This is a genomic window from Streptomyces sp. NBC_00209, assembly GCF_045206345.1.
Classification (GTDB): domain Bacteria; phylum Actinomycetota; class Actinomycetes; order Streptomycetales; family Streptomycetaceae; genus Streptomyces.
Window position 1 is genome coordinate 1,263,935 of record NZ_CP108121.1, and the last position, 22,705, is coordinate 1,286,639.

Annotated in this window: 18 protein-coding genes; 11 read left to right on the forward strand and 7 right to left on the reverse strand. The window is 71.6% G+C overall.

Annotation, left to right across the window (positions count from 1 at the left end):
• Positions 1–74: 74 nt before the first annotated feature.
• The 4 genes from OG867_RS05545 to OG867_RS05560 all read right to left on the reverse strand — a co-directional run bounded on the left by OG867_RS05545 (position 75) and on the right by OG867_RS05560 (position 4,883).
• Positions 75–602, reverse strand: a complete 528-nt coding sequence (locus tag OG867_RS05545; protein ID WP_328902903.1) for a hypothetical protein — start codon at positions 600–602, stop codon at positions 75–77.
• A 106-nt stretch (positions 603–708) separates the two neighbouring features.
• Entirely contained in the window at positions 709–3,432 is a 2,724-nt protein-coding gene (locus OG867_RS05550) for a cellulose binding domain-containing protein (RefSeq protein ID WP_406283269.1), read from the reverse strand.
• Between the two features lie 151 nt (positions 3,433–3,583).
• A complete protein-coding gene (locus tag OG867_RS05555; RefSeq protein WP_328902902.1) occupies positions 3,584–3,988 on the reverse strand; it encodes a hypothetical protein in 405 nt (134 codons plus the stop codon).
• A gap of 130 nt (positions 3,989–4,118) precedes the next feature.
• Positions 4,119–4,883: a TetR family transcriptional regulator gene (locus OG867_RS05560; RefSeq protein WP_328902901.1), complete on the reverse strand. Its 765-nt coding sequence runs from the start codon at positions 4,881–4,883 to the stop codon at positions 4,119–4,121.
• A 109-nt stretch (positions 4,884–4,992) separates the two neighbouring features.
• Here OG867_RS05560 and OG867_RS05565 point away from each other — a divergent pair, with 109 nt between their 5' ends.
• Positions 4,993–5,778 (forward strand): electron transfer flavoprotein subunit beta/FixA family protein, encoded by a 786-nt coding sequence (locus OG867_RS05565; RefSeq protein WP_328898951.1) that lies wholly within the window; start codon positions 4,993–4,995, stop codon positions 5,776–5,778.
• Positions 5,779–5,831: 53 nt separating this feature from the next.
• Positions 5,832–6,794 (forward strand): electron transfer flavoprotein subunit alpha/FixB family protein, encoded by a 963-nt coding sequence (locus OG867_RS05570; protein ID WP_328902899.1) that lies wholly within the window; start codon positions 5,832–5,834, stop codon positions 6,792–6,794.
• 74 nt (positions 6,795–6,868) lie between these two features.
• Here the strand turns inward: OG867_RS05570 and OG867_RS05575 are convergent, their stop codons facing one another.
• The 3 genes from OG867_RS05575 to OG867_RS05585 form a co-directional block, all read right to left on the reverse strand.
• Entirely contained in the window at positions 6,869–8,041 is a 1,173-nt protein-coding gene (locus OG867_RS05575; RefSeq protein WP_328902898.1) for a macrolide family glycosyltransferase, read from the reverse strand.
• Positions 8,042–8,056: 15 nt separating this feature from the next.
• Entirely contained in the window at positions 8,057–8,725 is a 669-nt protein-coding gene (locus OG867_RS05580) for a CatB-related O-acetyltransferase (protein ID WP_328904494.1), read from the reverse strand.
• 128 nt (positions 8,726–8,853) lie between these two features.
• Positions 8,854–10,227: a lipase family protein gene (locus OG867_RS05585; protein WP_406283273.1), complete on the reverse strand. Its 1,374-nt coding sequence runs from the start codon at positions 10,225–10,227 to the stop codon at positions 8,854–8,856.
• Between the two features lie 192 nt (positions 10,228–10,419).
• Here OG867_RS05585 and OG867_RS05590 point away from each other — a divergent pair, with 192 nt between their 5' ends.
• The 9 genes from OG867_RS05590 (at position 10,420) to OG867_RS05630 (ending at position 22,698) form a co-directional block, all read left to right on the forward strand.
• Entirely contained in the window at positions 10,420–11,235 is an 816-nt protein-coding gene (locus OG867_RS05590; RefSeq protein ID WP_406283275.1) for an SAM-dependent methyltransferase, read from the forward strand.
• A 111-nt stretch (positions 11,236–11,346) separates the two neighbouring features.
• The gene (locus tag OG867_RS05595) at positions 11,347–12,390 is read left to right on the forward strand and encodes a hypothetical protein (RefSeq protein WP_406283277.1); all 1,044 of its coding nucleotides are present in this window, start codon (positions 11,347–11,349) and stop codon (positions 12,388–12,390) included.
• 52 nt (positions 12,391–12,442) lie between these two features.
• Complete coding sequence (locus tag OG867_RS05600) at positions 12,443–12,892, forward strand: helix-turn-helix transcriptional regulator (RefSeq protein ID WP_406283279.1); 450 nt, start codon at positions 12,443–12,445, stop codon at positions 12,890–12,892.
• A 67-nt stretch (positions 12,893–12,959) separates the two neighbouring features.
• Positions 12,960–15,341, forward strand: a complete 2,382-nt coding sequence (locus tag OG867_RS05605; protein WP_406283281.1) for an ATP-binding cassette domain-containing protein — start codon at positions 12,960–12,962, stop codon at positions 15,339–15,341.
• 532 nt (positions 15,342–15,873) lie between these two features.
• Positions 15,874–18,234: a nitrate- and nitrite sensing domain-containing protein gene (locus OG867_RS05610; protein WP_406283283.1), complete on the forward strand. Its 2,361-nt coding sequence runs from the start codon at positions 15,874–15,876 to the stop codon at positions 18,232–18,234.
• Entirely contained in the window at positions 18,231–18,620 is a 390-nt protein-coding gene (locus OG867_RS05615) for a roadblock/LC7 domain-containing protein (protein ID WP_328902891.1), read from the forward strand. Before OG867_RS05610 ends, OG867_RS05615 begins: the two co-directional genes overlap by 4 nt.
• A gap of 94 nt (positions 18,621–18,714) precedes the next feature.
• Positions 18,715–19,923, forward strand: a complete 1,209-nt coding sequence (locus OG867_RS05620; RefSeq protein WP_406290776.1) for an ABC transporter substrate-binding protein — start codon at positions 18,715–18,717, stop codon at positions 19,921–19,923.
• Between the two features lies 1 nt (position 19,924).
• Positions 19,925–21,895, forward strand: a complete 1,971-nt coding sequence (locus tag OG867_RS05625; RefSeq protein WP_406283285.1) for an ABC transporter permease subunit — start codon at positions 19,925–19,927, stop codon at positions 21,893–21,895.
• Positions 21,892–22,698 (forward strand): ABC transporter ATP-binding protein, encoded by an 807-nt coding sequence (locus OG867_RS05630; protein ID WP_406283287.1) that lies wholly within the window; start codon positions 21,892–21,894, stop codon positions 22,696–22,698. The genes OG867_RS05625 and OG867_RS05630 overlap by 4 nt, the downstream gene beginning before the upstream one ends.
• Positions 22,699–22,705 lie beyond the last annotated feature (7 nt).

The window sequence follows — 22,705 nt, forward strand, 5'->3', positions numbered from 1 at the left end:
CCCGAACCCCCGGTCCTCGAACGCCGGCGGGGCTGAAATCCAGCCCCGCCGGCGTTTGAGGCGCGGGGTCCCCCTCAGGACTCCTCGAAATGCGTGTCCAGGACCGCGTCGAAGCCCTCGGTCCACTCCTTGAGGCTGCCGCGGGACGGCGCCTCGACCTCGCCGTTGAACCAACGCTGCGACGACAGGTGGACGGTGACGGTGAACCGGCGGCCGAAGCGGGCCGGCTTCAGCTCGACCGCGCCGATCTCGTCCCAGCCGAAGTCCGCCTGCTGGTCGTCCAGCGTGAACCGGACGCCCTCGGGCCCGGCCGAGATCGAGCCGCGCCGGTCGCTCACCTCGAACGAGGGCCCCTCGGCCGCCTCTTCGTCGTTCTCGTCCTGCTCGTCCTCCTCGTCCTCCTCCTGCGCCACCGGCACCTCGTCGGCCGGCGGCTCGGCGACGGCGTCCGCGACGGCGTCCTCCGGGGCGGGCTCCTCGGGGTTCTCCGGCTCCTCGTCCGCCGCTTCGGCGGGTCGGGGGGCCGTGAGACCGGGGATGTACGCCGGGTCGGTCCCTGCGGCGTACGCGGGCTGGGTCTTCGGGTCTATGCGCTGCTCCACGGCGGGCAGTATGGCCGACGAACCTGTACAGGGCCAGTAAGACCGTGTCGGGGGGCGGGCCGGGGCCGCCCGGCCCGCCCCCCGGCGCGGGGCCCCGCGCCCCGCGTCAGCCGGTGGCGCAGACCTCCTCGCCGAGCGAGAAGGCGTCCGGTGCCGTGTTGCCGCCGGTCAGCGTGCCCGTGAAGCCGAAGCCCGCGGACGCGCCCGGCGCCACCCGGCCGTTCCAGGAGACGTGGGTGGCCGTCACCTTCGCCCCGTCCTGACCGGCCGTCGCGTTCCACATCTGGCCGACCTTCTGCCCGTCCGGGAAGGTCCAGGCGAGCTTCCAGCCGTCCAGCTCCGTGCCGCCCGTGTTGGTGAGGGTCACGTCGGCCTGGAAACCGCCGGACCACTGGTTGGTGACCTTGTACGTCACCGAACAGGCCGCGTCACCGGGGTCCGTGCCCGGATCGGTACCAGGATCCGTACCGGGATCCGTGCCCGGGTCCGTACCGCCCCCGTCGCTGTCCGAGGAGTCGCCGTACATGATCCCGCGCCCGTTGGTGGACACGTACACCCGGCCGAAGACGCGCGGGTCGCCCGTGATCGCGGCGCCGGTCCAGCCCCACTGGTGGGCGTCGTCGTTGATGCGGGTCCAGCCGGCGCCCGCGTCGGTGGACCGGAAGATGCCGCGCACCCCGCCGATCTTCGCCGAGACGAAGAGCGTCTGGTACGAGGCGCCTGCCGCCGCCTTGCCGAAGCCGACGGAGTCCGCCTCGCCGACGCCGCTCAGCTTGGTGAAGGTCGCCCCCGAGTCGGTCGAGTGCCACAGGCCGTACGCGCCCGTCGTGGCGCCGCCCGCGAGCCAGATGTCGCCCTCGGTGCCGGGGACCGCCTTGAAGCGGACGTTGCCCTCGGTGGGCAGGCCGCTCGACGCCTTGGCCGTGAAGGACGCGCCGCCGTCCGTGGAGACGTAGAAGGTGCCGGCCTTGAACCCGTAGAACTTCTTGGGGTTCTTCCGGTCCGACTCGACCGTCGCGCCCTGCGGTATCCCCGTGGACGCCGCCCACGAACTCCCGTACCCGGTCGTGTGATACACCCCGGCGCCCTCGGGGCTCCAGACGAAGCCGCTCGCGTCGGCCGCCGCCGCGACCGTACCGCCGCCGGTCACCCCGGACGGCTCGGAGCCCTGGAACCAGTTGGAGCCGTTGTCCGTCGAGAAGCCGATGTGCGGGGCGGCGTCGGCACTGCCGACCCGGACCACCGTGTTCGGGCTGCTCTCGGCGAAGTCGATGCTCGTGGTCGAGGTGAGGTTGGGCGAGGTGAACATCATGTCCGGCACGGCGTCGAGGTCGGTGTGCCGGAAGCCCCCGATGTCACCGAGCGCGCTGAGCAGCGGCGCCCCGGACGGCGGGCTGGCCAGGTCGTTGACGGCGGTCTCCTCCAGGCCCTTCACCATCGGGGTGATCTTGAACTTGCTGCCGGAGTCCCAGTTGGTGAGGTTCTCGGTGCCGTAGATCGTCGCGCCGGTGCCGTACATCATGCGGTTGGAGTCGAACGGGTCGATCTCCAGCGCCTCCGTCATCCAGCCCAGCTTGGGCGTGGTCTCCGGCGGCGTCGGGTTGGCGCCCCAGGTCAGCCACGGCACCGAGGAGACGTCCTGGGTGAAGCGGTTGGAGCGGTTGGGGTAGCTGGTGTAGTCCCACGCCTGGGTCCAGGTCGCGCCGCTGTCCGTCGAGCGGAAGATCTGGGTGTCGGGCCACCAGGAGCTGTAGGCGGTCGCCATCACCGTGCCGGGATGCTGCCGGTCCACGGTGAGCCCGCTGAAGCCGTAGAAGGTGTCGGCCTCGGCGACCGGGCTGACGTCCTTCCACTCACCGGTCGCGGTGGTGTACCGCCAGATCTGCCCCTTGCCGCCGTCGTACGGGCCGCCGGTGTCGCTGAGGGTCAGATACAGGTAGCCGTTGTCCGAGTCGAGTACGCCCTTGTGCGCCAGGTATCCGGTCGGCTGCCCGGCGATCCGCGACCAGGTGGTCCCGCCGTCCGTGGAGCGGTAGACGGTGTTGTCCTTGTCGGCGACCCCGACGTAGATGTCCTGGGTCGCGCTGCCCGCGCTGCCGCTGCGCTCGTCGAACGTCACCCAGACGATGCCCTGGTTGTCGTTGCCGTAGCCGCTGGTGTCGGTCGGGTCCTGGGAGTAGTTGCCCGGGTTGGGGAAGGCCGTCACCTCGGACCAGGTGGCGCCCGAGTCGGTGGACCGCCAGAGGCCGTTGCCGCTGGGCGCGCCGAGGTACAGCACGGAGTTCTTGTTCGGGTCGACCGCGAGGCGTTCACCCATGCCCCGGCCCGGCATGTTGCCGCCGAGCTTGAAGGGCAGCGTGCTCGCCTTCCAGGTCGCGCCCCGGTCCGACGAGCGCAGCACCGCGCCGTTGGTGGGGTCCCAGTCGTTGGTGTACGTGCCCACGGCGGCGTACACCTTGTCCGGGTCGACGGAGTCCGAGGCGAGGCTCACCACCCCGGTCCAGCCCCAGTGGTCCCAGTCCACCCAGTCCAGCAACGGGGTCCACCGCTTGCCCGACTGGTCCCAGCGGTAGGCGCCGCCGATGTCCGTACGCGCGTAGGCGAGGTTCTTCTCGGTCCGGTTGAAGACGATCCCGGGGACGAAGCCGCCGCCGTCGATGCGGACGTTCTTCCAGTCGTACGTGTCCGCCGCGAGGGACACATCGGATGCCTGGGCGGACGCGGAGGTGCCATGGTCTCGCGCCGCCGCCGGCGCACCGGCGGCGAAGAGCCCGGCGGTGAGGGTGAGTGCCGCCACCAGGGCAGCGAAGGGTCTTGCGCTTCTGCGCACGGAAACGTCTCCTCCGAACAGGGCCGCCGACAACGGCGGTTAAGGGCGTGAACGGATGTGGGAGCGCTCCCATTTCGCGTCCCGATGGTAGCGGCGCCGCCCTTCCGGGAGAAGGGCGGGCGCAAAGTTCATCGGATGACTTCCGGGCGCGTCAGTACCAGCCGACCGACCCGGGCGGGTCGCAGACTTCGAGCACGACCTCGCCGGCCACGGAGGTGCGGCCGCCGAGCGGTCGCACCCGGTCGCCGACGTTCACCATGTGCGGGGCCGCGCCCACGATCCGGCAGCGGTAGACGAAGCCTTCGGGGAAGCGGACCAGGGACTCGTTGCGCATCACGCGCGAGTAGCGGTTGACGACGTTGGAGCGGATGACCACCCCGTGGCCGTCGCCGTGCTCGGATTCGAGATCGCTCGACGCGCAGACGGGGCACAGGAGTTTGCGGAAGGAGGCGGTGTGGCACCAGCGGCACACCTGATAGACGAGACCTTCCTGGCTGTGTGCGTCCGCCGCCTCGCGGGCCGGCCGCCCCATCACGTCGGTTCCGGTACTGAACACGTTCCGCCTCCCGCGCTCGACTCGGTGCGCCGCAGCTTCGGCGACAGCACACCGGCACCGTATGGCACTTAGTTCCAGGAGTAAAGGCACTGAGTGCCGCGAAGCGGCGATACGGCTCCCGCGGGGCCCGTCAGGCGCTGCCGAGCGCGGACTCGATGTGCTGCACCACGCGCCACATCGGGGCGCCCTTGCGCGCGACCATGACGATCACCTCGTCATCGCCCACGGAGGAGGTCACGGGAGCGGGCACGGGGGCCGGCGAAGGCTCCGGCGCGGGTGCGACGGGCCGCGCGTCCGCCCCGCCCCACACCGCGCGTACCAACTCCAGGGCCCGGTCCACCTCGGCCCCCGCGTCACCCTTGCCGCCCGAACGCAGCCAGGACCGCAGCCCGTTGTTGTGCGCGGCGACGACCGAGGCGGCGATCACCTCGGCGCGCAGGGCGGCGTCGGGCCCGGCGTCCGGATCCCCGTCCCAGCGCCGCTCCAGGTAGCCGGCGAGGGTCCGCTCGTAACGGCGCACCACGGAGAGCTCGTACGTGCGAAGCCCGGGCACCTCGCGGGTGAGCCGGTAGCGCTGTACGGAGAACTCGGGCTTCTCCGCGTACATCCGCAGCACCAGCCGGGCCCCGTCGCACACCGTGGCGACCGGGTCCGTGCCGTCGGCGTCCGCCAGGAAGGCGGTCATGTCCGCGAGGCACCCCTCGTGGTCGGGGAAGACCGCGTCCTCCTTGGAGGGGAAGTAGCGGAAGAAGGAGCGCCGCCCCACCCCGGCCCGGGCGACGATGTCGTCCACCGTGGTCCGCTCGAACCCGCGCTCCAGGAAGAGCGCGAAGGCCGCCTCGGCGAGCACGTCACGCATGGGGGGCTTCTTGGCCGGCCGGCGGTCTTCGGTCATGCCGGAAACGTAACACCGAAAGCAGCTGTCCGGCACTGGGTACCTTTACGAAGGGTACTGAGTGCCATAGGATTCCCGCAGAAGACCACCAGGTACAGGGAGAGCCGGCGTGAGCTTGAGGATCGTTGTCACTGTGAAGTACGTGCCCGACGCGACCGGTGACCGGCATTTCGCCGATGACCTGACGTTGGACCGTGAGGATGTCGACGGTCTGCTGTCGGAGCTGGACGAGTACGCGGTCGAGCAGGCGTTGCAGATCGCGGGGGCGGCTGATGATGCGGAGGTCACCGTGTTGACGGTGGGTCCGGAGGATGCCAAGGACGCGTTGCGCAAGGCGTTGTCGATGGGTGCGGACAAGGCGGTTCACGTCGAGGACGACGATCTGCACGGTACGGACGCGCTGGGGACGTCGTTGGTGTTGGCGAAGGCTCTGGAGGAGACCGGGTACGACCTGGTGATCTCGGGGATGGCGTCGACGGACGGGACGATGGGTGTGGTTCCGGCGCTGCTCGCGGAGCGGCTGGGTGTGCCGCAGGTGACGTTGTTGTCGCAGGTGTCGGTCGTGGGTGGTGTGGTGCGGGGCCGTCGTGACGGGGACAGTGCGTCGGAGGAGCTGGAGGCGTCGCTTCCGGCGGTGGTGTCGGTGACCGACCAGTCCGGTGAGGCGCGTTATCCGTCGTTCAAGGGGATCATGGCGGCGAAGAAGAAGCCGGTGAAGTCCCTGGACCTGGACGATCTAGGGATCGACGCGGACGAGGTGGGTCTGGCGGGTGCGTGGACCGCGGTCGACTCCGCGACCGAGCGTCCGGCCCGTACCGCGGGGACGATCGTGAAGGACGAGGGCGAGGGCGGCAAGCAGCTGGCCGAGTTCCTGGCCGGCCAGAAGTTCATCTGATCCCGCTTCGGGATGTCGTCGTTCGTTTTCGCTGATGTGCAGGAGTGGGTCTGATGGCTGAAGTTCTCGTCTTTGTCGATCACGTGGATGGTGCGGTCCGCAAGCCGACGCTGGAGTTGTTGACGCTCGCGCGGCGGATCGGTGACCCGGTCGCCGTTGCCGTCGGCGCCGGTGCGTCCGCGACGGCGGATGTCCTCGCCGAGCACGGCGCGGTCAAGGTCCTGGTCTCGGAGGCCGCCGCGTACGGCGACTACCTCGTCGTGCCGAAGGTGGACGCCCTGCAGGCCGCCCACCAGGCGGTGTCCCCGGCGGCGGTGCTGGTGTCCTCGTCGGCGGAGGGCAAGGAGATCGCGGCGCGTCTCGCGGTACGGGTCGGGTCGGGCATCATCACCGACGCGGTCGACGTCGAGGCCGGCGCCGAGGGTGTCGTGGCGACGCAGTCGGTGTTCGCCGCCTCGTTCACCACGAAGTCCCGGATCACGCACGGCACCCCGGTCATCACGGTGAAGCCGAACTCCGCCCCGGTCGAGGCGGCCGCCGGTGCGGGTGCGGTGGAGGAGCTGGCGGTGGAGTTCTCCGCCGCCGCGACCGGCACGAAGGTGCTGTCGCGTACCCCGCGTGAGTCGACCGGGCGCCCGGAACTGACGGAGGCGGCGATCGTGGTCTCCGGTGGCCGTGGCGTCAACGGTGCGGAGAACTTCGCGGTCATCGAGGCCCTCGCCGACTCGCTGGGTGCCGCGGTGGGTGCGTCGCGTGCCGCGGTGGACGCGGGCTGGTACCCGCACACCAACCAGGTCGGCCAGACCGGCAAGTCCGTCTCCCCGCAGCTCTACATCGCCTCGGGCATCTCCGGCGCGATCCAGCACCGGGCGGGCATGCAGACCTCGAAGACCATCGTCGCGGTCAACAAGGACTCCGAGGCCCCGATCTTCGACCTCGTGGACTACGGCGTCGTCGGCGACCTCTTCGACGTCGTCCCCCAGCTCACCGAGGAGATCAACACCCGCAAGGGCTGACCTGCCCTCACCTGTGGTGCCCGGCCGGGGCGGTGAGCGCGGAGAACCCGCCCGCCGTCCCGGCCGGCCCCGTTTCAGCCGAGCAGTTCCTCCACCAGGTCGGCGGCGCGCGGGGTGCCGCCCTCCGCCCGGGCGTCCTCGCGCAGCCGCGCCGAACGCCGGGCGACCTCAGGGTCGTTGACGAGCGCGGTGAGCGCTTCGCGCAGGGCCTCCGGGGTGGCGTCGTCGGTGTCGATGCGGCGGGCGACGCCCAGCTCGACCAGCTTGTCGGCGTTCATGAACTGGTCGACGCCCTGCGGAACGGCGATCATCGGCACCCCGCTGTACAGCCCCTCGGAGCTGCCGCCCATCCCGGCGTGCGTGATGAAGGCGTCCGCCTGCTGGAGGATGGCCAGCTGCGGCACCCACCGGTGCACCTCGACATTGCCGGGTACGGTGCCGAGCTCCGCCAGGTCCGTCTGCTTGCCGACCTGGAGCACGACGTGCCAGCCGGGCAGGTCGCCGTAGGCCGCCAGGCAATTGCGGTAGAACTCCGGGCGGTTGGTGTACGCGGAGCCCAGCGAGACCAGCAGCACCTTGTCCGCCCCGGCGGGCCGGGTCCAGGTCTGCTCCTCGCCGCGCCCGGCGAAGCACGGACCGACGAACGTGACGGTGTCCATGTCCACGTCGTCCGCGTGCGGCTGCATCGCCCGGGGGATCAGGGCCAGGGTGTTGTCGGGGCGGCCGGTGAAGGCGTCCATGTCCAGCGTGGTCGCGCCGTTCCCGGCCAGCCACTCGGTGAACCTCGCCCGGTACGCGTCGGCCCCCGGCAGCGTCCACAGGTGGGCCGCCACGTCCTTCTCGTAGCTCCGCCAGCCGACGAACGTCGGGTAGAGCTGCATCAGGCGGCGGTTCCGGGACTCGGCCAGCACCCGGGCCGGGTACGCGCCGATGTCGTACAGGTAGAGGTCGGCCGGGTCCTCGTCGTAGACGGCGCGCAGCTGCGGCAGGGCCTGGACGGCGTCGTCCAGGAAGAGGCCCATGGCGGCGATCGGGTCGTCGGGCCAGGCGCTGTCACCGACCGGGAGCACGGAGTCGTACGGCACGAAGGTGGCGCCGGTGGCCTCGATGCGCTCGGCCATCACGGGGTCGTTGGCGTAGGTGACGCGGTGACCGCGGGCCACCAGTTCGCGGATCACCTCGATGCTCGGCAGGACATGGCTCACGGCGGGGATGCCGATCATGGCGATATGGGCACGGCGTGACATGCGGAATCACTCGTTTCAGTCGTGCGGCGGAAGCGGATGCGGCGGACCGGCCGGGGCGGCGGCTTCGAGGTCGTCCACCGTGCCGGACATGAGGGTCCGGATGTGGGCGGTGAGGTGCTCGGCGGGCCAGTCCCACCAGGCCAGCGCGAGGAGGCGGGCGACGTCCCTCTCCTCGTAACGGGTGCGCAGCAGCCGGGCCGGGTTGCCGCCGACGATCCCGTAGTCCGGGACGTCCTTGGTGACCACCGAGCCGCTGCCGACGATCGCGCCGTGCCCGATCCGCACGCCGGGCAGCACGGTCGCCCCGTGGCCGAACCAGACGTCGTTGCCGACGACCGTGTCGCCCCGGTTCGGCAGCCCCGCGAGCAGGTCGAAGTGGTCGGCCCAGGAGCCGCCCAGGGTCGGGAACGGGAAGGTGGACGGGCCGTCCATGCGGTGGTTGGCGCCGTTCATCAGGAAGCGCACACCCGTGCCGAGCGCGCAGAACTTGCCGATGACCAGCTTCTCCGGACCGTAGTGGTACAGCACGTTGCGGGTCTCGAACGCGGTGGCGTCGTCCGGGTCGTCGTAGTACGAGTACTCCCCCACCTCGATCAGCGGCGAGGTCACCAGCGGCTTGAGCTGCACCACCCTCGGCTGGCCGGGCATCGGGTGGAGCACGGTCGGGTCTGCGGGTACGGGCAGCGGCATGGATTCCTCACGGTCGCGGGTCGGTCCGCCGACCATGATCGCCGCGTCGTGGCCCGTACGACAGCGGTTTACGGGAAAGCCCGCCCCGGGAGGACCGGGGCGGGCGGGTAAGGCCGGGGGGATCAGGGCTGGATCGGCATCGACCAGCAGTTGGAGGTGGTGCGCTTGCCGGAGAGGCGGTCGGTCATCCAGGAGATGGCGTCGCCCTGGTCGGTGATGAGCGGGACCATGTGGTTGGTGAGGATCTTGTCGCCGAGGTTGGGCAGGATGACGGCGTCGTAGGTGACGTCACCGCCCTTGCGGCACCAGTCGACGGCGAGCTGACGTGCCTGGCGGTGCGGCACGATGTCGTCCTGGATGCCGGTCGCCAGCCGCACGGGGCCGGACGGCTTGAGGGTGCCGATGCGCTGCTTGTCGAGCGCGGCCTGCGCCTTGGGCTCGGCGGCGATGATCTCGCCGAGGGACCTGCCGGTGGTCGTCCACTTGGAGCTCTTCGCGAAGCCGTAGCCGAGGATCGCGTCGCCGACGCACATGGTCGAGGCGTTCTTCAGCGCGGCGCGCCCGGCGTCGTTGATGTTGGCCTGCACGACCTCGCGCAGATCCGCGTCGGCCTGTGCGAAGCCGTTGATCGACCAGGCGAGGGCCCCGGCCAGGGCGCTCCCGTCGATGCCCTTCATGGTCGCGGTCAGGTCTGCGGGCGGCGCCCCGGCGTAGGTGCCGGCGAGCTGGATCTCGGGGGCGTACGAGGGCTGCAGCTCGGCGGCGGACGCGCTGGCCCCGCCGCCCTGGCTGTAGCCGTACAGGCCCGTCCGGGACGCGGCCGTGAGCGAGGTGGCGGGCAGCCGGTGCGCGGCGCGGACCGCGTCGAGCAGCGCGTGGCCCTCGTCCACCCGGTTGACGTAGGTGTGCAGGCGGTCGGTGGTGCCGAGGCCCACGTAGTCCGTGACGACGACGGCGACACCGGCGGCCAGCAGCCGGTAGACGGACAGCGTCTCGTAGCCGATCGACACGGACTCGGGGCTGATGGCCAGCGGGTGCTGGAGGGCCAGCGAGGGGGCGCACTGGTCGCCCTGGCCCATGGTGCCCGAGGCCAGCGCGACCAGGGGCCGGGCGCCGCCGCCCTTCCAGGCGGCCGAGGGTTCGATGTAGGCGCCGGTCACCGCGGCCGGCTGCCCGTTGGAGTCGGTCGTGCGGTACATGAGGCGGGTGGCGGTGCCCGGCATCGGGCGGCCGTCCAGGCCCGGCAGGCTCAGGGCGAGCGGCAGGGGCTCGGTCCGGATCAGCGCCCCGTTGGCGGCGGGCAGTTGGGCGGGCGGGTTGTAGAAAGCGGGGATGGTCACGCCCCGGGAGACGACGGGCTCGGTGCCGTCCGTGGCGGACGCGGGCGCGGCGTACGCGGCCACGCAGGCCGCCGCGGTCACGGCGACGGCCGCGGCGCGGAGGGGACGGACGCGGTGTGGGGGAAGGGTGGAACGCGAACGGTCCTTGCGGCTCAAGGCTCACTCCTCGCTGGCTCCGGAATAGGGGTGAGCGCAAGCTAACAGCGGGACTTACCGGTGGTAACCCATGAGTAAGTTACGCATTGGTAACTGTCGCTGGCCACCGAACTCTCCCTGCTCCGCGGCGGAGTTGCCTAAGGTGGGCCCGAGCTGATCATCCGCAGCACCTCCCGCACCCTGGAGTTGGTCATGTCCCGACCGGAGAACGACCCCACCGCCCCGCTCATCGACACCAGCAAGCCGCATCCCGCGCGGATGTACGACTGGTTCCTGGGCGGCAAGGACAACTACCCGGTGGACGAGGCCATGGGCCGTCAGATGCTGGCCGTCGAACCGAACGTCCCGGTGATGGCGAAGATCAACCGCGCCTTCATGCACCGCGCCACGCGCTGGCTGTCCACCCAGGGCGTCCGCCAGTTCCTCGACATCGGCACCGGGATACCCACCGAGCCGAACCTGCACCAGGTCGCCCAGGAGGCCGCCCCGGCCACCCGGGTCGTCTACTGCGACAACGACCCGATCGTCCTGGCCCACGCGGAGGCGCTGCTCAAGGGCACGCCCGAGGGCGTCATCGACTACGTCCAGGCCGACGCGCGCAACGTGGACACCATCCTCGAACACGCGGGCAAGTCGCTGGACTTCAGCAAGCCGGTCGCGCTGTCGATGATCGCGCTGCTCCACTTCGTGAGCGACGAGGACGGCGCGTACGAGCTGGTGCGCCGGCTGACCGACGTGCTCGCGCCCGGCAGCTACATGGTCATCTCGCAGATCACCGCCGACTTCCACCCGGAGGAGGCGCGCGAGGTCGACAAGATGTACAAGGCCAACACCCTGACGCTCGCGCCGCGCACCCGCGACCAGTTCGCCACGTTCTTCGACGGGCTGGAGATCGTGGAGCCGGGCATCGTCGCCGCCGAGGCATGGCACCCCGAGCTCGGCGAGCCGGTCCCCGGCACCGGCGAGATCGTCACGCCCGGCTACGTCGCGGTCGGCCGCAAGCCGTAACGCACGGGCCTCATCCGCAGCAGCCCGGTGGCCCGTTGGGGTGTCACCGGGCTGTGTGATGATGCGAGGAAGGACGGACCGGCGGCAGGCCGGCGGGGGCGGGGGCACAGCGTGGACACGGGCGGGTCATCCATACCGGACGAGGAGTGGGAGCGCTTCCTCCGGGAGGCCGAGGCCGGGACCCCCGGCGCCCCCGAGGAGCCGTCCGCCCGGGCCCGGATGGTGACCCAGCGGCTGCGCGAGGAGACCGGCCCGCCCCCGGGATGGCGCACCCACCAGCCGCCCCGGCGGCGCGGCCGGGTCTGGTACGTGGTGGGTCTGGTGGTCGTCGTCGCGCTGCTCGTCGTGGCGCTGGTCCCCGGCCGGGCGGCCGGCTGGCTCGACTTCCACGGCGGGGGCGACTCCACGGCGACGCCCGGACGGCCCACGCTCGACGACCCGTTCAAGGGGTCACCGGCGGAGCACTGGGCCGCCGGAACGGCCGGGATCACGATGCCCTCGGCGCGGGCGACCGGGTGGATGAGCGAGAAGCAGGTGTCCGACGCGCTCGACAGCAGCCTGGCCTTCCTCTCCGACGCCGGCCTGGATCCGGCGGTGCTGCGCGGGGAACGGCCGGCGAAGGCCATCGCGGCCCTCAACACCGAGCAGCCCGGCATCAAGGAATACCTGACTACGTCATTCGACACCCCGACCCGGACGAACGACCCGCTGATGCTGTTCAGCCGCTTCGACCCCTCGTACGCGCGCCTGGCCGGTGACGTGATCAAGACGCGCGGCGGGATCACCTACCGGGAGGGCGAGCGCGGCGCGGTCGAGGTCACCGCCGACGTCACCTTCGTCTACGCCGTCGTACGGGCGTCCGGGGACAGCGACGAGGTCGCCCGTACGATCGCGCGCCGGGAGATCGTGATGAGCTGGTACGACCCGGACAAGGTGATCGGCACACCGGGGACCTTCGCGCTGAAGTCGTACCGGCTGGACTCCGCCAACGGGGGCTGCGACAACACCACCGGCTACTTCCGCCCCGAGTTCGAGAAGGAACCGGGGCCCTCGGACGACGCCACGCGGGTCGACCCGTACGAGCGGGGCACCTCGATGGACGAGCGCATGGCGGACCGGGACGCCGCCGACTGCGACACGGCCACCCGCACCTGATCCCGGGGCGCGATACCCGGCGGCCCGCTCCCCCACGACGTACGCTTCGAGCGTGACGAGCACATCCGACGCGGCACAGAACCTGCGCGACCTCACACGGCTGCGCCGGGTCCGCGACCGGATCGACCGCGAGTACGCCCAGCCGCTGAACGTCGAGGCGCTGGCGCGCGGCGCGCACATGTCGGCGGGCCACCTCAGCCGCGAGTTCCGGAAGGCGTACGGGGAATCCCCGTACGGCTACCTCATGACCCGGCGCATCGAGCGCGCGATGACGCTGCTGCGCCGGGGCGACATGAGCGTCACCGAGGTGTGCTTCGCGGTCGGCTGCTCCTCGCTCGGCACGTTCAGCACGCGCTTCACGGAGCTGGTCGGGATGCCCCCGAGCGTCTACCGGCAGGAGGCGGCGCAGGCCACCGCGGGCATGCCGTCCTGCGTGGCGAAGCAGGTGACGCGGCCGGTCAGGAATCGAGAAGCCCCGCTGCCGGGGACGCGGCTAGCGTGAGGCGGTGTACGGGGGACGGCCGCCGGGTGGGACCCGCGCGGGGGCCCCGCCACACCAGGGAGGCACGATGAGCAGGGCCACCGGCAGGAGCACGCGGCCGCACGCCGCCGACCGCCACGATCTGATCCGCGTGCACGGGGCGCGCGTGAACAATCTCAAGGACGTCAGCATCGAGATCCCCAAGCGCCGGCTGACGGTGTTCACGGGCGTCTCCGGGTCCGGCAAGAGCTCGCTGGTGTTCCACACCATCGCCGCCGAGTCGCAGCGGCTGATCAACGAGACGTACAGCGCCTTCGTCCAGGGGTTCATGCCCACCCTGGCCCGGCCCGAGGTGGACGTCCTGGAGGGGCTCACCACCGCGATCATCGTGGACCAGCAGCGGATGGGCGGCGACACCCGCTCGACCGTGGGCACGGCGACCGACGCCAACGCCATGCTGCGCATCCTCTTCAGCCGCCTCGGCACCCCGCACATCGGCCCGCCCAGCGCGTACTCCTTCAACACCGCGTCGGTGAAGGCGAGCGGTGCGATCACCGTCGAGCGCGGCAACAAGAAGACCGTGAAGGCGACCTTCAACCGGACCGGCGGCATGTGCACCGAGTGCGAGGGCCGGGGCACCGTCTCGGACATCGACCTCACCCAGCTCTACGACGCCTCCAAGTCCCTCGCCGAGGGCGCGTTCACCATCCCCGGCTGGAAGTCCGACAGCTTCTGGACCGTCCGGGTCTACGCCGAGTCCGGCCTGCTCGACCCCGACAAGCCGATCGCGAAGTTCACCAAGAAGGAGATGCGGGACTTCCTGTACCGGGAGCCCACCAAGGTCAAGGTGGAGGGCGTCAACCTCACGTACGAGGGGCTGATCCCCAAGATCCAGAAGTCGTTCCTGTCCAAGGACAAGGACGCGCTCCAGCCGCACATCCGGGCCTTCGTGGAGCGCGCGGTCACCTTCACCACCTGTCCGGCCTGCGACGGCACCCGGCTCAGCGAGGGCGCCAGGTCCTCGAAGATCGCGGGCATCAGCATCGCGGACGCCTGCGCGATGCAGACCAGCGACCTGGCCGCCTGGATCCGCGGTCTGGACGGGCCCTCGGTGGCACCGCTGCTCACCGCGCTCGGGGAGACCCTCGACTCGTTCGTGGAGATCGGCCTCGGCTACCTCGCGCTCGACCGGCCCGCCGGCACGCTGTCCGGCGGCGAGGCGCAGCGCGTCAAGATGATCCGCCACCTCGGCTCCTCGCTGACCGACACCACGTACGTCTTCGACGAGCCGACCGCCGGGCTGCACCCGCACGACATCCAGCGGATGAACAACCTGCTGCTGCGCCTGCGCGACAAGGGCAACACCGTGCTGGTGGTGGAGCACAAGCCGGAGACGATCGCGGTCGCCGACCACGTCGTGGACCTCGGCCCCGGCGCCGGTACGGCAGGCGGCACCGTCTGCTTCGAGGGCACCGTCGACGAGCTGCGCGCCTCGGACACCGTCACCGGGCGGCACTTCGACGACCGGTCCACGCTCAAGGCGGACACCCGCAAGCCCACCGGCGCGCTGGAGGTGCGGGGCGCCTCGGCGAACAACCTGCGCGGCGTCGACGTGGACATCCCGCTCGGCGTGCTCACCGTCGTCACGGGCGTCGCCGGGTCCGGGAAGAGCTCGCTGATCCACGGCTCGGTGGCCGGGCGGGACGGCGTGGTGACCGTCGACCAGAGCGCGATCCGCGGTTCGCGGCGCAGTAACCCCGCCACGTACACCGGGCTGCTCGACCCGGTCCGCAAGGCGTTCGCCAAGGCCAACGACGTGAAGCCGGGGCTGTTCAGCGCCAATTCGGAGGGCGCGTGCCCGACGTGCAACGGGGCGGGCGTCGTCTTCACCGACCTGGCGATGATGGCGGGCGTCGCCACGGTCTGCGAGGAGTGCGAGGGCAAGCGGTTCCAGGCGTCGGTGCTCGAATACCGGCTGGGCGGGCGGGACATCAGCGAGGTGCTGGCGATGTCGGTGGCCGAGGCCGAGGAGTTCTTCGGCTCCGGTGACGCGCGCACACCGGCCGCGCACCGGGTCCTCGAACGGCTGGTGGACGTCGGGCTCGGCTACCTCGGCCTCGGGCAGCCGCTGACCACGCTCTCCGGCGGTGAGCGGCAGCGGCTGAAGCTCGCCACGCACATGGGCGAGAAGGGCGGGGTGTACGTGCTGGACGAGCCGACCACCGGACTGCATCTCGCGGACGTGGAGCAGCTGCTCGGGCTGCTCGACCGGCTGGTGGACTCCGGCACGTCGGTCGTCGTCATCGAGCACCACCAGGCCGTGATGGCGCACGCCGACTGGATCATCGACCTGGGGCCCGGCGCCGGTCACGACGGCGGCACGCTGGTCTTCGAGGGCACCCCCGCCGATCTGGTCGCCGCGCGCTCCACCCTCACGGGCGAGCACCTGGCTCAGTACGTGGGTGCCTGAGCGAGTCTCCCGCGCGCCCGTCCGGCCGTGGTGGCCGGGCGGGCGCTGTCATGAGCGCCTTCCCGGGACGCGGGCGCGTGCGGCGGCGGCGGCGCTTGAGGGGTGATCAGGTCAAGGCGGCGTGCCGTGGAGGTCATGTGTCTTTTCAGGATGGCCTGTTCGCGGCGGTGTGGGCGGGGCGACAGATCGTCGCCTTCGCTAATCGGACGCGACTTCTCCCGACTTTGCACATCTGTGTGGAGGCCGTCAGGCCGTGCACCCCAGCGCCAATCAGGCACCAGGTGGCCACACTTGACCGAATCCGACCGCATTCGCGCAGCTAACTGAACGCAAATTTTCGACGCTGCACGCATCCGGCGTTGTGCACTAGGCATAGGATCAAGCCGCGCAATGCGAGCCCCACCCACCCCACCCGTCCCATCCGTAACTGTGCGCACGATGTACGAGCGTCCCTACCGACACCCCACAACCCGTTAACAGGTATCTGCGTGTCACCGATACTCAAGCCCGGTTCCGGCGACGGAGCCGCGCAATGAAAATCAATCGCCGCCTCGTCCTGCTGGTCACCGCTCCCCTGACCGTCGCGGTCACGTTCTCGGCCCTGGCCCTCGCACCCGCCACCAATCAGGCACTCCAGGCGAACCGGCTCGCCGACATGGTCGACGTCGCCGCCGGTGCAGCCGATCTGACTCACCAGTTGCAGCGTGAGCGCGCGGCCGCCACCGCACTGGTCTCCGATCAGGGGGACTCGTCCGCCTTCCAGACGAGTTCCGACGCGACCGACAAGAGCATCGCCTCCTTCAAGAGCCGCGCCGGCGGACTCTCCGAGGTGCCCGGCAGCGCCCAGGAGTCACTGGACCGCATCGACCGCTTCATCGATGAACTTCCCGCTCTGCGCGCCCAGGTGCGCTCGGGCAGCACCACCATCTCCGCGCTCGCCTTCGGCTACCGGATCGTGATCGCGGACCTCAACGGCTACCGCGACGGCATCGCGCAGGCCGACGGTGTCGACGCCGACATCGCCGACCGCATCCGCGCGGCCGCGGCCCTGTCCGAGGCCGCCGAACACACCGCGCAGCAGCAGATCACCGTCATGAGGGCGCAGGCCGCGGGTGGTTTCACCGCGGCGTCCCAGCGCACCTTCGACGCGAGCCGGCTCGGCTACACCGAGTCGACGGGCGTGATGTTCGGCCTCGGGCCGAGCGAGTGGCGGAGCTGGCTGGAGCGCACCCTCTCCGGACCGAAGGCCCTGGAGTCCCGCAAGCTGGAAGACCGGATCGGCCGCACGGACACCAGCAAGCCGATCGGCATCACCCCCAAGGCGTGGCAGAAGGCGTCCGACGACCGGCAGACCCTGCTGCACCAGGTCGAGGAGCGGATCGACGAGTCCGTCGCCGCCACCGTCGACGCCGAGCGCACCAGGCTGCTGTGGACCGCCGGCGGCGAGGTCGCCCTCGTGCTGCTGACCCTGGTCGGTGTCGTCCTCGTCGCCGTCCGCCTCGGCCGGGTCATGATCCGCCGACTGCGCGACCTGCGCAACGCCGCGCACGAGGTGGCCCACACCCGGCTGCCCGCCGTCATGAGCGAGCTGTCCCAGCCCGGCGCGCTGAGCGGGGCCACGCCCGAGCAGGTCGCCGAGCGCACCGGCAACCCCGTCGAGATCACGAGCGGGGACGAGATCGGTGAGGTCGGCGAGGCGTTCAACGCCGTCCACCACGAGGCGGTGCGCCTCGCGGCCGAACAGGCCCGGGTGCACGAGCAGTTCGCCGAGACCCTGGTCCGGGTCGCCCGCCGCGGGGCCCAGCTGACCAGCGTCATGGTGTCCGAGCTGGACACGGTGCAGCGCGACGAGGCCGACCCGGAGCGCATGAAGACGCTCTTCGCCCTCGACCACCTCGCGATCCGCATGGAGCGCAACACCAACAACCTCCTGGTGCTGGGCGGTTACGGCAACGCCCGGGTGCGCTCCGCCGACATCGGCTGCTCCACCGTCATCGTGGCGGCGGCCCAGCAGATCGAGCGCTTCGACCGGGTGTCCCTCGGCGCGGTCGAGGCGGGCATCGGCATCGCCGCCCGCGCCGTGCACGACGTCGCGCACATCCTGGCGGAACTCCTCGACAACGCCACCCGCTTCTCCCCGCCCGACGCCCCGGTCGGGGTCGCCGTATGGCGGCTCTGGGACCGGGCCGTCGTCCAGATCGTGGACGAGGGCGTGGGCATCACGACGGACCGCCGCGCGGTGCTCAACGCCGGGCTGCGCGAGCCGAAGGCGGGCATCGGGGACGTGCGGTCCATGGGTCTGCACGTGGTGGCGCGCCTCGCCGCCCGGCACGGCATCGTTGTCGAGCTGCGCGACTCCTCGGGCCCCGGCACCATCGCCGAGGTCACCCTCCCCAAGGGGGTGCTGGCCGAGGTGTCCGAGGAACCGGCGCCGCCGACGGAGAACGGCTTCGAGTCGCCCCGTACGGTCGTCACCCGCCGGAAGCAGGAAAACGTCCGCGGACGGGTCGGCCGCCCGGTCGGCGCCCGCCCCGGCAGACCGGCGGCCCCGGGTGCGCGCGAGGAGCACGAGGCCCCGGCCCGTACGGACGTCACCGACGCGCCCGCCCCGCACCCCGTGCACGACGAGCCGGCCTCGCGCATCGCGGGCGTCAGCGCCTCCGGCCTCCCGGTCCGCAAGCGCACCGCGCCCCAGCAGTGGCCCGTGCGGGAGAAGCGGGCCGCTACCGAGCAGCAGCGGTCCGGCGCCGGTGCGCCGCGGCCGACCCCCCGCCGCCGGGACTCCCGGCAGGTATCCGACGTCCTGGCGGCCTACGCCCAGGGCATCAGCCGGAGCACGAACCCCCGCGGGCGTCCCGCCAACAACGACGACACCGAACGGACCAAGAAATGACCTCACCCACCGACCTGAGCTGGATCCTGAGCGACTTCGCCGGACGCATCCCGGAGGTCACCCAGGCGATAGCCGTGTCCGTGGACGGACTCGCGCTCGCGTACACCGGCGTGGAGCGCGACGACGCCGACCGGCTGGCCGCCATCGCCTCCGGCGTCGTGAACCTGCTGTCCGCGGCCGCCCAGCTCACCGACACCGACCCGGTGGAGCACAGCCTCACCGCGATGGAGGGCGGCTACATGTTCTCCATGGCCGTCTCCAGCGGCGCCTCGCTCCTGGTCATGACCACCAGGGACGCGGACATCGGCGAGGTCAGCTACATGATGTCCGAGCTGATCAACCAGGTCGGTGACTCGCTGTCCCCCCAGGTCCGTTCCTCGCTCTGACCGGCCGTCCCCCACGGCCGTCCCGACCCGTCCGCGGAGCCGACTCCGCGGTCGGGTCACACCGTTGCCCGACACTCCCCCGATGAGAGCACTCATGTTCTTCGACATATCCCGCCACACCCGCCACCGCAGATTCGTCCGGCCCGTCGGTGCCGCCGCCCTCGCACTCGGCCTGGCCGCCGTCACCGGGTGCAGCAGCGACAGCGGCTCCGGCGACGAGACCGTCAAGGTCGGCCTGGTCGCCTCGCTTTCCGGCACCTACAAGCCGGTCGGCACCGACCTGCGCGACGGCTTCCAGCTGTACCTGAAGACGCACGACAACAAGCTGGGCGGGCGCAAGGTCGACCTCATCGTGGCCGACGAGGGCGACGGTCCGCCGACCGCCGTGCCGGCCGCCACCAAGCTGGTCAAGAAGGACAAGGTCGACGTGCTGACCGGCCTGGTCAGCGGTGGCTCGGTCAACGCGGTGCTGCCGCTGGTCGGCCAGGCGAAGATCCCCTTCCTCGGCTCCAACGCCCGTCCCGAGGTCAAGGACCCCGAGTACGTGTGGACGACGAGCTTCATGTCCGACGAGCCGGGCAAGGCCATCGCCCCGTACGTCAAGGAGAAGGTGGACGGCCCGGTCTACGCGATCGGACCGGACTACCAGGGCGGTTACGACGAACTGCGCGGGTTCACCGACGAGTTCAAGCGGATCGGCGGCAAGCTCGCCAACCCGGACGGCAAGACCAAGTGGACGCCGTTCCCGAAGACGACCAACTTCATGCCGTACTTCGCGGAGATCGCCAAGACCGACGCCAAGGCGGTCTACTGCTTCTACGCCGGCAAGGCCGCGATCGACTTCGCCAAGCAGTACGCGCAGTCCGACGTCGCCGACCTGCCGCTGTACACCGCCTTCGTCACCGAGGGCAGCGTGCTCCAGGCCGAGGGCCAGGCCGCCAAGGACATCTACTCCGTCCTGAACTACGCGCCGGACCTCGACAACGCGGCCAACCGCAAGTTCGCCGCCGACTGGACCGCCGAGCACGACACCCAGCCGACCACGTACGCCATGTCGTCCTACGACGCGGCCGCTGTGCTCGACAAGGCGATCGCGGACGCCGCGAAGAAGGGTGACGTGACCTCGGAGACGATCAACAAGGCCATCGCGAGCCTGGGCCAGATCGACAGCCCGCGCGGCAACTGGGAGTTCAGCGAGAAGGCGCACGCCCCGGTGCAGACGTGGTACCTGCGCCAGGTGCGTCCGGACGGCAACCAGTTGTCCAACGTCATGGTCCAGGACCTGGCGACGCTCGGCGGCTGACATGGATCTGCTCGATGCCCACCTCGTGCCGGCGGTGGACGGCGTGGCCTACGGGCTGCTGCTGTTCGTCGTCGCCGCCGGCCTGAGTCTCGCGTTCGGCACGGCCGGCGTACTGAACCTCTCGCACGGCATGCTGTACGCGATCGGCGCCTACACCGGCGCCGAGCTGAGCGACGGAACGTGGGGCGGCCTCGCCCTCGGGCTCGCGGCCGGAACGGCTGCCGCGGCCCTCGCCGGGGCGGGGCTCTCCGCCGCCACGGTTCCGCTCGCCCGGCGTGGGCATCTGGCGCAGGCCCTGCTGACGTTCGGGATCGCCCTCGTCGGCGGGGACCTGCTGATCCAGTTCTTCGGGGCGGACGAGCTGCCGGTGCGCGTCCCCGGCGCGCTCGACTCCTCGGTCCACCTGCTGGGCCACCGCTACCCCGCCTACCGGCTCTGCTTCATCGCCATGGCCGTCGTCCTGGCGGCCTTCGGTACGTGGGTGCTGACCCGGACCCGGGTGGGTGCGGCGGTACGCGCGTCGGCGGACGACCCCCAGATGCTCGCCGCCACCGGCCGCAACCCCCGCGCCGTGCACACCGGGGTGCTCGCGGCGGCGGGCGCGCTGGCCGGTGCGGCGGGCGTGCTCGGGGCGCCGATCATCGGCCCCGGGCCCGGCACCTCAGAGAACGTGCTGATGCTGTCCCTCGTGGTCGTCGTCCTCGGCGGGCTGCGCTCGCTGTGGGCGACGTTCGCCGCGGCGGTCGCCGTGGGCGAGGTCCAGACCCTGGGCGTCTCGGTGCTGCCGGACCTGGCGCCGTATCTGCTGTTCGCCGCGATGGCGGCGGTGCTGGTGTTCCGCTCCCGCTTCACGGAGCCGGAGGCGCACGAGGAGCGTGGCCCGTCCTCCGACCCGGTCTCCCGGCTGCGCAAGCTCCTCGCCGCGCGGTGGGAGAACCGGCCGCGCGGGGCTGCGGTGCCCGCTCCGGCGGCGCCCGGCCGGCTCGGTGCCTGGCTGCACTCGGCCGGGTGGCGGCAGGCCGTGCCGCTGCTCGTGCTGCTCGCCGTCCTCTTCGCGCTCCCGGGGATGCTCGACTCGTACAGCATCTCGCTCGCCGGGTCCGCCCTGGCGCTCGGGCTGCTCGCGGTCAGCGTCACCGTCCTGACCGGGTACGCCGGTCTGCCCACGCTCGGGCAGACCGCCCCGTTCGCCGTAGGCGCGTACGCCACCGCCAACCTGGCCGACGCCGGGTGGACGGTGGGCCCGGTCCAGATCGTCCTGTCGGCGCTCGCGGCCGCCGTGTTCTCGGCGATGACCGGACCCGCGGTCATCCGCGCCCGGGGCACGACCGTGCTGATGATCACCCTGGCGGTGGGCGAGCTGACCAGTGCGGTGATCAACCAGGTCAAGTCCCTGACGGGCGGCGCCGACGGGCTGGTCGGCTTCCCGGCCACCCGGGCGCTGTGGGGCGGCGAGGGCATGACCGAGGAGCGCGAGCTGTACGTGTACGCGGCGGTCGTCGCGGTCGTCGCCGTCGCCCTCACCCTGCTCGTGCTGCGCTCCCCGGCCGGCAAGCTGCTGACCGGGACCCGGGGCGCCGAGGCGCGGATGCGCGCGTCCGGGCACCCCGTGGGGCGCTATCTCCTGGTGGCCCACATCTGCGCGGGCGCGCTGGCCGGGGTGGGCGGCTCGCTCATGGTCACCGTGCAGCAGTACCTCTCCCCCGCCGACGTCGGCTTCGAGATCGCCGCGTTCGCGCTGCTCGCGGTCGTCATCGGCGGTACGACGTCGGTCATCGGCGCCCTGCTCGGCGCCGGGCTGATCGTGTTCACCCGGGACTGGGTCGCCGGCTCCTGGCCCGGCCACGGGCCGCTGCTGCTCGGGGCGCTGTTCATCGCCGCCGTGTACCTGCTGCCGCGCGGCCTGGCCGGTCTGCGCCTCTTCGTCGGCCGGCCGGCTCCCGCCGTCTCCCCCGGGAAGGTCTCCCCATGACGCCCGCACCCGAAGCCGCGCAGCCGGTCCCCGTGCTGGACCTCGGCCACCTCACCCGTAGGTACGGCAGCCTCACCGCCGTGGACGACGTCGCGCTGCGGCTGCCCCCGGGCGCCCGGCACGCCGTCATCGGCCCCAACGGCGCGGGCAAGACGACCCTGCTCAACCTCATCGCCGGCACCGACCGGCCCGACCGGGGCACGATCGCGCTGAACGGTACGGACGTCACCCGGGCGTCCACCGCGAAGCGCAGCCGGCTGGGCATCGCGCGCAGCTTCCAGCAGCCCTCCGTCATCGGTGAACTGACGGTGCTGGACAACATCGTGCTGGCCGGCTGGGCGCACCACCCGAAGCGCCGGGGCGCCTGGCGCAGCCCGTCCCGCTACCGGCTGCACACCGAGTCGGCGGGGCAGCACCTGGAGACCGTCGGCCTCGCGCACCTGGCGCACCGGCCGGCCTCGGAGCTCTCGCACGGGCAGCGCCGCATGCTGGACCTGGCCGCGGCCCTGGCGGGCGATCCGCGCCTGCTGCTCCTGGACGAGCCGGCGGCCGGGCTGACCGACGGCGACATCGGCCGGCTGCTCGCCATCCTCGGGGCGCTGCCCGCGAGCGTGGCGGTCGTGCTGGTCGAGCACCACGTCGAGGTCGTCGCCCAGGTCGCCACGTCGGTGACCGTGCTGGCGGCCGGCCGGGTGCTGGTGACCGGGCCGACCGGGGAGGCGCTCGCCCACCCGGAGGTCCGCGACGCCTACCGGAACACCGTGCCGGACCTCGTCACCGGCAGCCCCGAAGCGAGAGGATGACCGACCC